10 protein-coding genes are annotated in these 12383 nt (G+C 67.3%); 2 read left to right on the plus strand and 8 right to left on the minus strand.

Annotation, left to right across the window (positions count from 1 at the left end; all coding sequences use genetic code 11):
• The 3 genes from ACILR9_RS28585 to ACILR9_RS28595 form a co-directional block, all read right to left on the minus strand.
• On the minus strand, window positions 1–1370 hold a 1370-nt coding region (locus tag ACILR9_RS28585), incomplete at its 3' end, for a cobaltochelatase CobT-related protein (protein ID WP_395713380.1).
• 11 nt (window positions 1371–1381) lie between these two features.
• Window positions 1382–2386, minus strand: a complete 1005-nt coding sequence (gene cobS, locus ACILR9_RS28590; RefSeq protein WP_395713381.1) for a cobaltochelatase subunit CobS — start codon at window positions 2384–2386, stop codon at window positions 1382–1384.
• Between the two features lie 110 nt (window positions 2387–2496).
• Entirely contained in the window at window positions 2497–3054 is a 558-nt protein-coding gene (locus ACILR9_RS28595) for a J domain-containing protein (RefSeq protein WP_395713382.1), read from the minus strand.
• Between the two features lie 71 nt (window positions 3055–3125).
• Between ACILR9_RS28595 and ACILR9_RS28600 the strand changes: the two genes are divergently transcribed.
• Window positions 3126–3410, plus strand: coding sequence for a BolA family protein (locus tag ACILR9_RS28600; protein ID WP_395713383.1), 285 nt, complete (start codon window positions 3126–3128; stop codon window positions 3408–3410).
• A gap of 221 nt (window positions 3411–3631) precedes the next feature.
• On the opposite strand, the gene ACILR9_RS28605 is transcribed toward ACILR9_RS28600, so the two are convergent.
• Window positions 3632–5107, minus strand: coding sequence for a 4-hydroxyphenylacetate 3-hydroxylase family protein (locus ACILR9_RS28605; protein WP_395713384.1), 1476 nt, complete (start codon window positions 5105–5107; stop codon window positions 3632–3634).
• An 84-nt stretch (window positions 5108–5191) separates the two neighbouring features.
• Here ACILR9_RS28605 and ACILR9_RS28610 point away from each other — a divergent pair, with 84 nt between their 5' ends.
• Window positions 5192–6178 carry a LysR substrate-binding domain-containing protein gene (locus ACILR9_RS28610; protein ID WP_395713385.1) on the plus strand — a complete coding sequence of 329 codons (987 nt, stop codon included), beginning with the start codon at window positions 5192–5194 and terminating at the stop codon, window positions 6176–6178.
• A 145-nt stretch (window positions 6179–6323) separates the two neighbouring features.
• On the opposite strand, the gene ACILR9_RS28615 is transcribed toward ACILR9_RS28610, so the two are convergent.
• The 4 genes from ACILR9_RS28615 to ACILR9_RS28630 all read right to left on the minus strand — a co-directional run bounded on the left by ACILR9_RS28615 (window position 6324) and on the right by ACILR9_RS28630 (window position 12382).
• Window positions 6324–6590: a hypothetical protein gene (locus tag ACILR9_RS28615; protein ID WP_395713386.1), complete on the minus strand. Its 267-nt coding sequence runs from the start codon at window positions 6588–6590 to the stop codon at window positions 6324–6326.
• Between the two features lie 41 nt (window positions 6591–6631).
• Complete coding sequence (gene lpdA / locus ACILR9_RS28620; protein ID WP_395713387.1) at window positions 6632–8044, minus strand: dihydrolipoyl dehydrogenase; 1413 nt, start codon at window positions 8042–8044, stop codon at window positions 6632–6634.
• Window positions 8045–8203: 159 nt separating this feature from the next.
• Window positions 8204–9457 carry a 2-oxoglutarate dehydrogenase complex dihydrolipoyllysine-residue succinyltransferase gene (odhB, locus tag ACILR9_RS28625; protein ID WP_395713388.1) on the minus strand — a complete coding sequence of 418 codons (1254 nt, stop codon included), beginning with the start codon at window positions 9455–9457 and terminating at the stop codon, window positions 8204–8206.
• Between the two features lie 27 nt (window positions 9458–9484).
• Window positions 9485–12382, minus strand: a complete 2898-nt coding sequence (locus ACILR9_RS28630; protein ID WP_395713389.1) for a 2-oxoglutarate dehydrogenase E1 component — start codon at window positions 12380–12382, stop codon at window positions 9485–9487.
• Window position 12383: the final 1 nt, after the last annotated feature.

Consider the following 12383-nt stretch of genomic DNA (forward strand, 5'->3'; position numbering starts at 1 on the left):
CTCTGGCCGCCCTTCCAGGCACGCGTCGTGAAGCCCAGGATCTCGACCTTGACGCCGCAGCGCTCGAGGGTGCGCGCCAGGATGTCGGCGCTCATCGCCGCCACCGTAATCGGCCGGCCGCGCATCGAGCCCGAATTGTCGATCAGCAGCGACACCACGGTGTCGCGGAAGTTGGTGTCCCGCTCCTTCTTGAAGGAGAGCGCGTGCATCGGGTTGGCGACAATGCGCGCCAGGCGGGCCGCGTCGAGCGTGCCCTCGTCGAGATCGAATTCCCAGGACCGGTTCTGCTGAGCCATCAACCGGCGCTGCAGGCGGTTGGCGAGCTTGCCGATCACGCCCTGCAGATGGGAGAGCTGCTGGTCGAGATGGTTGCGCAGCCGGCCGAGCTCTTCCGCATCGCACAGCTGGTCGGCATCGACGATCTCGTCGAACTTCACCGTGTAGGGATGGTACTGCTGGCCCTTCGGCTCGTTCGACAGCGCTCCCGGCGGCAGCCACGGCCGCTCGGCGCGGCCCGGCTCCTCCTCGTCGCCCGCGCCCATCTGCATCTCGGTCTGCGCCTGGTCGGCGACCGTCTCGGAAGCGTCGTCCTGCTCGGAGGCGTCCTCGGTCTCCTCACCCTGCGCGCCGTAGCCCTGGGTCTCGCTCGAATCGCTCTGATCGTCGCCGGTCTCGTTGGACTGGCCGTCGGCGTTCTCCTGGTCCTGCGAATCCTCGGGATCCTCGTCCTGCAGGTCGGCCGTCTCGTCGCCGAGCTTGAGATCGCGGATCAGCTGGCGGGCAGCCCGGGCGAAGGTTTCCTGATTGGTCAGCGATTCACGCAGCTTCTGGAAATCGCGGCCGGCCGCTGCCTCGATATCGGCCCGCCACATGTCGACCATCGCCTTGGCGGCGTCGGGTGGCGCCGCGCCGAGCAGCTGCTCGCGGGCGATCAAGCCGATCACGTCGGCGATCGGCGCGTCGTCCTTGGACTTGATGCGGGCATGGCCGCGCTGGTCGGAGCGCTGGCGCCACAGGGCGGAGAGGTTGTCGGCGACGCCCGCCATGCGGCGCGCGCCCAAGGCCTCGACGCGGACCTGCTCGACCGCCTCGAAGATGGCCCGCGCGGTCTCGCCGCGCGGCACGCGGCGCAGGTGCGTCTTGCGGTCGTGATGGCGCATCTTGAGGGCCATCGAATCGGCCTCGCCGCGCACCCGGCTGACGTCTTCCACCGGAAGGTCGCGCGCCGGCACGGTGATGCGCGCCTCGCTGCCCAGCAGCGAGCCGCCGTCGGGCACGAACGAGACGTTCACTTCCTTGCGCGACACCGCCCGCATGGTGGTGGCGGTGACGCGACGGAACTCCTCGAGGGGAGTGGTGTCCTTGGCCATTACGGCCCCTCTCAGTGCAACTTGCCGCCCTTGCCGCTCGATGCCGGCAGTTCCCGGCCGAAGCAACGCTGATAGTACTCGGCGAGCGTGCTGCGCTCGACCTCGTCGCACTTGTTGAGGAAGGTGAGACGGAAGGCGAAGCCCAGGTCGCCGCCGAAGATGCGCGCGTTCTCCGCCCAGGTGATGACGGTACGCGGCGACATCACGGTCGAGATGTCGCCGGCGATGAAGCCGGCCCGCGTCAGGTCGGCCAGCGCCACCATGGCCGAGACGATCTTGCGGCCCTCGTCGTTGTCGTACATCGGCGTCTTGGCCAGCACGATGCCCACTTCCTGGTCATGCGGCAGGTAGTTCAGCGTGGTCACGATCGACCAGCGGTCCATCTGGCCTTGGTTGATCTGCTGGGTGCCGTGATAGAGGCCGGTCGTGTCGCCGAGACCGACCGTGTTGGCGGTCGAGAACAGGCGGAACGACGGGTGGGGGCGGATGACCTTGTTCTGGTCGAGCAGGGTCAGCTTGCCCTCGACCTCGAGCACGCGCTGGATCACGAACATGACGTCGGCGCGGCCGGCATCGTACTCGTCGAACACCAGCGCCGTCGGGTTCTGCAGCGCCCACGGCAGGATGCCCTCGCGGAACTCGGTGACCTGCTTGCCGTCGCGCAGCACGATCGCGTCCTTGCCGATCAGGTCGATACGGGAGATGTGGCTGTCGAGGTTGACGCGCACGCACGGCCAGTTGAGGCGCGCCGCCACCTGCTCGATATGGGTCGACTTGCCGGTGCCGTGATAGCCCTGCACCATGACGCGTCGGTTGTGCGCGAAGCCGGCGAGGATCGCCATCGTCGTGTCGGAATCGAACAGGTAAGCGTCGTCGACCTCCGGCACGTGCTCGGTGGCCGTGCTGAAGGCCGGCACCTCCATGTCGGTGTCGATGCCGAAGAGCTGGCGCGCGGAAACCTTGATATCGGGGATGCCCGACACGTTCTCGCGGGCCGCTGTCGTTGTAGAAGCCATCACACGTCCTAAATACAAAGCCCGCCAAATTGCGGGCGAAAAGGTATAGTCGCAGGCCGCTTTGTGCGCTGCAAGCGACCAATTCGCACGGCTGCCCCAAACAAGGCTTATTACTCGACGGGAAGTCGCTCCGACGCCCGCAGTGTGGAATAGGCGGCGTTGATCTGCTTGATCCTCTCCTCTGCCTCGCGGGCGCCGCCATTGGCGTCGGGATGATGCAGCTTGACCAGCTCCTTGTAGCGCGATTTCACATCCGCCTGCGTGAGCGGCCAGGAAAGATCGAGCACTCCCAAGGCCTTACGTTCATCCGGGGTGAGTTGCTCCCAGCCATCGTTGGGGGCCTGGTAGCGCTCCTCCAGGCCGGCATGCCTGGCCAGATCGAACGGATCGATGATGTGGACGTGCGGCCCGTTGGACCGCCGCCCGCCGAGCGGCCATACCGGCCGCCGCCAGGTCGTGTCGGCGCGGATGTGTGCCTCGATCTGGTCGGCGTCGAGCCCGGCGAAATAGTCCCACTTGCTGTTGTACTCGCGCACGTGGGCGAGGCAGAACCAGCGGTACTCGTTCAGGCGGTCGCGCGCCCGGGGTGCGCGGTAGTCGCCCGCCAGCCGGCAGCCCGGTGCCTCGCAAACGCGCCGGTGCGCCTCTGCACCATCGGTGGCCGTCAAGGGTTTCGCTCGCCGTCGGGGCATCGCGCTAATATGTGTTCAACGGTTTGACCGGGCAAGTGAGGCGAGTGATGGGCGAGGTCGCGAAGTCGATTGACAACAAGCTGCGGATGGCGTTTGCGCCGGCGCGGCTCGCCATAGAAGACGAGTCGTCGCGCCATCGCGGCCACGCCGGCTGGCGCGAGGCCGGCGAAACTCATTTCAGGGTCGAGATCGTCTCGCAGGCCTTCGCCGGCCACGGCCGCGTCGCCCGCCAGCGCCTGGTATACGCAACCTTGAGCGAAGAGTTCGCCGCCGGCCTGCACGCGCTCGCGCTGACGACGCTGACGCCGGAAGAGGACGCAAAGCGGGGATGATTCTTCGCTCACGTTCATTCTCCTCGCCAGCTTCGCTGGGGAGGTGTCAGCGTCTTACGCTGACGGAGGGGTCGGAGGCCCCCTCACGTGACTCATGACCCCTCCGTCGCCGTCAGACGGCGACACCTCCCCACGCGTGCGTGGGGAGGAGGATAATTGCGCCGCGTGCTTCCTCATTCTCTTCCCCAGCATAGCTGGGGAAGAGAATGAGAGAACGCCCTCTACGACGCCGCCACGGCCGGCCGCAGGGCCGCCGGCTCGTCGAGCTCCTCCAGCAGGAAGCGGTCGACCAGGCGGTTGGCGCGGGTGCGGTCGGCGAGGATGTGGGCCATGCCGAGGTTGCGGGCGCTCGAGCCGAGATAGAAGCGCTCGTACTGCTCGTTGCGGCTGCCGAGCGCGGTGCCGGCGAAATCCCAGGCGAGGCGGAACAACCGGCTGCGCCGCTCGGCGTCGATGTCCGAGCCCAGCAGGTAGCGATCGATCAGCGGCCGCAGGGCCTCGTCCGCGAGCGCGGCGCGCGACGGCGTGGTCAGCAGATTGTGCGATCCGATCAGGCGGATGATCTCGTTGACGCGCGGGAACCAGGTCGGCAGCGCGGCGCGCAGCGCGATCAGCGGCCGCACGTCGCAGCACCACAGGCCGTTGCCGTAAGGGCGTGCCGCCTGCTCGGCAGCATAGACCGCGGCACGGGCGAACTCGGCGAACATCGCGATCTCGCCCAGCATCTGCTGGGCCTGCGGCTGCGCGAGGTTGATCGCCTCCGCCATGCGCGCCGTCAGCCCGTAGGCGAACTCCAGCTTGGTCTGCGCCCGGATCATGGTCTGCTGCATGATGTTGGGCCACCAGCTCGTCTTCATCACCGAGTTGTAGATGGCGAGGTTGGCGTCGATGAACAGGCGCTCGCGCGGCACCTCGACATCGTCGAAGATCACGAAGGCGTCCTGCTCGTCGAACCGGCTCGACAGCGGATGCTCGAAGCGGTTGGTGTTCACCGAAACACTGTCCCGGCAGATGAACTTGAGCCCCGGAGTATCCATCGGAATGCAGAAGCTCAGCGCGTGCTCGGGCGCAGCATCGGGCATCGGCCCGCCGGGGTAGACCGCGAGCTCGTCGGCGAAGGGCGCCAGGGTCGCCAGGACGCGCGAGCCGCGCACGATGATGCCGTGCGCCGTCTCCTCGACCTTGTGCAGCTGCACCGGATCGAAGCCCACCGGATACTTGCCCTTGGCGAGATTGACGGTCGAATGGACGATCGTATGGGTGAGCGAGATGTCGTCGCGCCTGAGCTTCTTCTGGTAGCGCACCAGATTGTCGGCACCCTGCTCGTTGCCGTTGATCGCCCATTCGTCGTGCCGGCCGGCGAAGCCCGCGAAGGTGACGTTCATGTAGTCCGGCGTCCGCCCCATCAGCCCGACCGAGTACTCGGCCGTGCGCTCGAGGCCACGATGGCGCCGGTGAATGTCCGCGTGACAGCCCGGGATCATATGGCTGACGTTGATCGGCTCGCCGGTTTCCGGGTCGGGCATCAGGCAATCGTCGGCGTGCCGGTGCTGCAGATCGAAGACCTCGGCCAGCGCATGGGCGGCGCCGGCCAAGGCCGGATGCTCGACCATGGAGCGAACTTTCTCCGCGCCGACCCACAATTCGCGCCGGTCGCGCAATCCCCTGAGGAACTGCTGGCCTGTCCGTGCCGCCATCGTCACTCCTCCCCGAGATTTTGCGAGCTTCGAGACGATTGACCCTAGGCAAGCGACTGACATAACTGAACAATCAAATGGAACATGAATCGCATAACATCCGGTTATGAGCGCGCTGCGCGCGTCACGCCGCGGCCGGCTGCCGAACCCGAGCTCGTCGCCCGCCTGCACAAGGTCAACCTCGACCTGCTGCCGGTGCTGCACGAGCTGCTGCGCACGCGCAGCGTGACCCGAACCGCACGCTCCTTCAACATGACCCAACCCGCCGTCAGCCGTGCACTGCGCCAGCTGCGGGCGGCCTTCGACGACGAGCTCCTGGTGTCGCCCGGCCGCAACGCCCAGCTGACCGATCGCGCCCAATCCCTGGCCGGACCGCTCGCTCGCGCCCTCGCCGAGATCGACCACCTGATGATGCCGGCGGGACCGTTCGACCCGGCGAGCGAGGCCGTCCACCTGGTGATCAACACCGCCGACTACGTGACCCAGCTGCTGGCGCCGATCCTGGCCGGGATCTGCGCCCGTGAGGCGCCGCACGTCGTGCTGGAGTTCACCTGGGTCGGCACGCGCAATGTCGAGGATCTGGGGCGGGTCGACTTCATGATCGGTCCGCGCGCCTTCGGCGAGCGCATGGGCAAGCGGGTCGGCCGCCTGCCGCTGTGGCGCGACGAGATGGTGTGCATCGCCGCCGCCGACAACGGCGGGATCGGCAGCCGCATCACGCCGGCACAGTTCCAGGTGTCACGCCATGTCGCCTTCCGCCGCGATCTGCGCATGCCGGCCGACATCCGCGCCCTGTTGCAGCCCACGGCGGCGCTCGAGACGGCGCCCGTCTGCACGGTGCCGAACTTCCTGGTGCTGGGCACGATCGTCGAGAAATCCGATTGCATCGCGCTGGTGCCGCGCAAGGTGGCGCAGGAGCTGGCGCGCCCCTCGCGGGTGCGCATCGTCGAGATCGCCCATCCGCGCAAGCAGCTCCACATCGACGCCTACTGGAGCCTGGCGGCGAACGCCAAGCGCGGCCACGCCTGGGCCTGCGGGCTGCTGGCCCGCGCCGCGGCGCAGCTGGGGTAATGATTTACTCCTCCCCAGCTTCGCTGGGGAGGTGTCGCCGTCTTACGGCGACGGAGGGGTCATGAGTCCCAGTCCCGCTGCTCATGACCCCTCCGTCCGCGATTACGCGGACACCTCCCCAGCGAAGCTGGAGAGGAGAATGAGGTCACCGCTTCGGATCGGTGATGTCCTCGAATTCCTTGAGATGGGCGGGCGCCCAGCGGTGATCGCGCGCCTTGACGATCCAGTTGTCGAGCCCGGGCCAGCGCCGCCGCGCCGCCTTGACCCAGCGGCGGCCGGTCTCGAACTCGGTCGCCAGCAGATAGAGGGCGATCACGAAGAAGATCCAGCCCTGCAGGATGGGCACCAATCCGCCGACCACCGACATGATCAGACATGCGGCGATCGCCAGGGCCATCAGCGGCTTGCGCATGCGGAGCCTACGCGTGAAGGGGGCCTACAGGTGAATCGGCCCTACAAATGGATCGGCTTGTCCCACGCAGCGAGGGCCGCTTCCTTCATCGCTTCGTTGACCGTGGGATGGGCGTGACAGACGCGGCCGATATCCTCGGCCGAGGCCGAAAACTCCATGGCGATCCCCGCCTCGGCGATCATGGTGCCGGCTTCAGCGCCGATGATGTGGACGCCCAGAACCTTGTCGGTCGCCTTGTCGGCCAGCACTTTCACGAAACCCTCCGTCGCGCCATTGGCGCGGCTGCGCGGGTCGGCGGTGAACGGGTACTTGCCGACCTTGTAGGCAACGCCGGCTGACTTGAGTTGTTCCTCGGTCTTGCCGACCCACGCCACCTCGGGCTGTGTGTAGATGATCGACGGCACGAGATCCCAGTTCACATGGCCCTTCTGGCCGGCGATGGTCTCGACACAGGCGATGCCGTCCTCGCTCGCCTTGTGTGCCAGCATTGGCCCGTCGATCGCGTCACCGATCGCATAGATGCCCGGCACCGAGGTCTGGAAATGCCGATCGACGGCGATGCGGCCGCGCTCGGTCATCTTGACGCCGACGGCATCGAGGCCGAGGCCGGCGACACAGGGTCGCCGGCCGATGGCGACCAGGACGATGTCGGCCTGCACGGTCTCGGCCGCGCCGCCCTTGGCCGGCTCGACGGTGAGCACCACGCCGGCATCGGTCGCCTCCGCCTTGGTAACCTTCGAGCCGAGCTTGAACTTCAGCCCCTGCTTGGCGAGCGCACGCTGGAAATGCTTGGTGATCTCGTCGTCGACGCCGGGCGAGATGCGGTCGAGGAACTCGATCACCGTGACATCGGCGCCGAGCCGGCGCCAGACCGAGCCGAGCTCGAGGCCGATGATGCCGGCGCCGACCACCACCAGGCGCTTGGGCACTCCGGAGAGCTCGAGCGCACCGGTTGACGAGACGATCTTCTTCTCGTCGATCGTCACCCCGGGCAGCGGTGTCACCTCGGACCCCGAGGCAATCAGAATGCTCCTGGCCGACAGCGTGTCCTTCACCGCACCGTCGTCGGCCAGCGCCGAAACCTTGCCCGCCGCATCGATGCGGCCGGTACCCTGGAAGATGGTGATCTTGTTCTTGCGGAACAGGAAAGCGACGCCCTTGGTGGTGGCCTCCACCACCTCGTTCTTGCGCTTCATCAGCTGGGCGAAATCGAGCTTGGGTGCGCCGAGCACGATGCCGTGCTGAGCGAGGTCGTGGCCCGCTTCCTCGAACAGGTGCGAGGATTGCAGCAGCGCCTTCGAGGGGATGCACCCGACATTGAGGCAGGTGCCGCCGAGCGTCGGCCGCTTCTCGACCATCGCCACCTTCATGCCGAGCTGAGCCGCCCGGATCGCCGCGACGTAGCCGCCGGGACCGGCGCCAATGACCACGAGGTCGAAGGTTTCTTCTGCCATGACGTCACCCGTCTCCACATCGTATCCTCCCCAGCTCCGCTGGGGAGGTGTCCGCGTCTTCGCGGACGGAGGGGTCATAGGCCCCAGTCCCGCTGCTCATGACCCCTCCGTCGCCGTATGACGGCGACACCTCCCCAGCGAAGCTGGGGAGGAGAATAACTACACCCCCAGCAGGAGCCGCTCGGGATCCTCGATGCATTCCTTGACGCGCACCAGGAACAGCACGGCCTCACGGCCGTCGATGATGCGATGGTCGTAGGACACGGCGAGATACATCATCGGCCGCACCTTGATCTCGCCGCCGACCACCATCGGCCGCTGCTGGATCTTGTGCATGCCGAGGATGGCCGACTGCGGCGGGTTGAGGATCGGCGTCGACATCAGCGAGCCGTAGACACCGCCGTTGGAGATGGTGAAGGTGCCGCCGGTCAGGTCGGCGATGCTGAGCTTGCCGTCGCGCGCCTTGCGCCCGAGATCGCCGATCGCCTTCTCGATGCCGCCGAAGGACAGCACGTCGGCGTCGCGCACCACCGGCACGACGAGGCCCTGGGGCGTGCCGACGGCGACGCCGATGTCGTAATAGTTCTTGTAGACGATATCGTCGCCCTCGATCTCGGCATTGACCGCCGGCAGCTCCTTGAGGCCGGCGATGCAGGCCTTGACGAAGAACGACATGAAGCCCAGCCGCGCACCGTGCTTCTTCTCGAAATCATCCTTCAGCCGATCGCGCAGCGCCATGACGTTGGTCATGTCCACCTCGTTGAAGGTGGTGAGCATGGCCGCGGTGTTCTGCGCGTCCTTGAGCCGATTGGCGATGGTACGGCGGAGCCGCGTCATGCGCACCCGCTCCTCTCGGTCGGCGCGCAGGCGCGGCCCGGCCGCCTGGGCGGGCCGGGCGGCGGCCGGCGGCGCGGCAGCCGGAATCGACGCGAGCGCTGCCAGGACATCGGCCTTGGTCGCCCGCCCGTCCTTGCCGGTCGGATGGATCGCCTCCGGCGCTACGCCCGTCTCGGCGATCAGCTTGCGCGTTGCCGGACCCGAAGCCGCGACATCCACGACAAGGCGGGCTGCTGGCGGCGCGGCAACCGCATCCGGCGCCGGGGGGGACGCCGCAGCAGCAGGCGCAGGTTTCGGCGCGGCTGCCGTGGCGGCGGGCTTCACCGCCGCTCCCGCGGCACCCGCCTCGATATGACAGAGCACGCCGCCGACCTGGACAGTGGCGCCTTCCTCGACGGCGAGGTCGACGATGCTGCCGGCGACCGTGGCATTGACCTCGACCGTGACCTTGTCGGTCTCGAGCTCGCACAAGGGCTGATCGATCGCCACCGCATCGCCCGCCTTGACCAGCCACTTGGCGACGGTCGCCTCGGTGACGGACTCACCCAGCGCCGGGACCTTGATCTCGACAGCCATGTCTTCGAACCCCTCTCCCTTTACCGGCTAGCCGACGGTCAACGCGCGCTCGACCAGATCGGCCTGTTCCTTGACGTGCGTGCGGGCCGAGCCGGTGGCCGGCGACGCCGATTCGGGACGACCGATATAGATCGGCCGTTTCGCCTTGATGTCGATCCCGGCCAGCGAGCGCTCGATGCGGCGGTCGACGAAATGCCAGGCTCCCATGTTCTCCGGCTCCTCCTGGCACCATACGATCTCGGCATTCGGATAGGCAGAAAGCCTGACGCCCAGCCGGTTGAACGGGAATGGGTAGAGCTGCTCGATGCGGTAGATCGCGATGTCGTCGATGCCGCGCTTGCGCCGCTCGGCAACGAGATCGAAGTAGATCTTGCCCGAGCACAGGATGACGCGGCGCACCTTCGCCGGCTCGGCGATCCTGTCGGTCTCGGCGAGAATGCGCCGGAACGACGAGCCCGGACCGAAATCCTCCAATCGCGACACGCAGTCCTTGTGGCGCAGCAGCGACTTGGGCGACATCACGATCAACGGCTTGCGGAAGCTGCGGCGCACCTGGCGGCGCAGGGCGTGGAAGAAGTTGGCCGGCGTCGTCGGCACGACGACCTGCCAATTGTCCTCGGCGGACAGCTGCAGGTAGCGCTCCAGCCGTGCCGAGCTGTGCTCCGGCCCCTGTCCTTCGTAGCCGTGCGGCAGCAGCAACACCAGCCCGTCCATGCGCAGCCACTTGCTCTCGCCCGAGCAGATGAACTGGTCGATGATCGCCTGCGCGCCGTTGGCGAAGTCGCCGAACTGGGCCTCCCACAGCACCAGCGCGTTGGGCTCGGCCGATGAATAGCCGTACTCGAAGCCCAGCACGCCGGCCTCGTTGAGCGGACTGTCGATCACCTCGAAGCGGGCCTGGTGCGGCGCCACGTGGTTGAGCGGGATGTACTTGTCCTCGGTGGCCTGGTCGACCAGCACGGAATGGCGTTGCGAGAAAGTGCCGCGTCCCGAATCCTGGCCGGACAGCCGGACCGGCGTGCCTTCGGCGAGCAAGGTGCCGAACGCCAGCGCCTCGCCGGTCGCCCAGTCGATGTCCTGGCCGGTGTCGATGGTCTTGCGCTTCTCCTGGAGCTGGCGCGCGATCTTGCGGTTGAGATCGAAGCCCTTGGGCGCCTCGCACAGCGCATGGCCGACCGAGCGCAGCAGGTCGAGCTCGACCGCGGTCGTGCCCTTGCGATCCTCCTCGCCCGGCGCAACCGTGAGCCCGGCCCAGCGGCCCTCCAGCCAGTCGGCCTTGTTGGGCTTGTACTGGGCCGCCGCTTCCAGCGCCTTGTCGAGCCTGTCGCGCAGCGCCCCGTCGAGCTTGGCGACGTCGGCTGCCGTGACCACGCCGTCGGCCTCGAGCCGCGCCGCGTAGACCTCTTTCACCGTCTTGTGGCCGGCGATCATCTTGTACATCAGCGGCTGGGTGAACATCGGCTCGTCCGATTCGTTGTGCCCGTGCCGCCGGTAGCAGAACATGTCGATGACGATGTCGCGCTTGAAATGCTGGCGATACTCGGTGGCGATGCGCGAGACGTGGACGACCGCCTCGGGGTCGTCGCCATTCACGTGCAGGATCGGCGCCTGCACGATCTTGGCGATCTCCGTGCAGTAGGGACCGGAGCGCGAGTAGGTCGGCAGCGTGGTGAAGCCGATCTGGTTGTTGACCACGAAGTGGATGGTGCCGCCGATGCGGTAGCCGCCGAGATCGCTGAGGTCGAGGCTCTCCGCCACCAGGCCCTGGCCGGCGAACGCCGCATCGCCATGCATCAGGATGGCCATCACCTGGCTGCGGTCGGTGTCGTTGCGCTGGTCCTGCTTGGCGCGCGCCTTGCCGAGCACGATCGGGTTGACGGCCTCGAGGTGCGACGGATTGGGCGACAGCGAGACGTGCACCGTGTTGCCGTCGAACTCGCGATCGGCCGAAGCCCCGAGATGGTATTTGACGTCGCCCGAGCCGCGCATCTCCTCGGGCAGCGAGGAGCGGCCCTGGAACTCGGAGAACAGCGCCGTGTAGCTCTTGTGCAGGACGTGAACGAGGGTGTTGAGGCGGCCGCGATGCGGCATGCCGATGACGACATCGCGGATGCCGAGCTGGCCGCCGCGCTTCAGGATCTGCTCGATGCCCGGGATCATCGCTTCGCCGCCGTCGAGGCCGAATCGCTTGGTGCCGACGAACTTGACGCCGAGATACCTCTCCAACCCTTCCGCCTCGACGACGCGCTCGAGAATCGCATGGCGTCCCTCGAGGGTGAACTCGGTGCGGTTCTCGACGTGCTCGATGCGCTCCTGGATCCACAGCCTCTGGTCGGGGTCGGAGATGTGCATGTACTCGACGCCGATCTTGCCGCAGTAGGTGTGACGCAGGCGGTCCCAGATCTGCCGCAGGGTCGCCGATTCGCCGAGCCCCAGCAGGCCGAAGATCAGGATCGGCCGATCCCAGTCGCTGTCGCCGAATCCATAGGTCTTGGGGTCGAGCTCGCGATGCAGCTCGCGACGCAGCAGGCCGAGCGGATCGAGATCGGCCTCGAGATGGCCGCGGATGCGGTAGGAGCGGATGAGCTGGAAGGCGCGCAACGTATCGAGGGCGGCGTGGCGGATGTCATCCTCGGTCTTGCCGGCGAGCGCCGCGGCCGGCGCGGCGCCATTACCCTTGACGTTGCGATTGGCTGGCGCCGGCAGGATGTCGGGATCGATGGCGCCGATGACGTGCGCGCCGTTGGGTGCCCAAGAGGCGCCGCGCACCTCGGCCAGGACGTCGCCCTTCTGCTCGCCCAGCGCCTCGAAGAACGTCCGCCACTCGGCATCGACGCTGCCCGCGTCCTCGAGATAGCGGGCATAGAGCTCTTCGATGAATGGCGCGTTGGCACCGAACAGGAACGATGTCTGTTCCGCTCTCATG

This window comes from Reyranella sp. (genome assembly GCF_044224635.1).
Taxonomy (GTDB): Bacteria; Pseudomonadota; Alphaproteobacteria; order Reyranellales; family Reyranellaceae; genus Reyranella.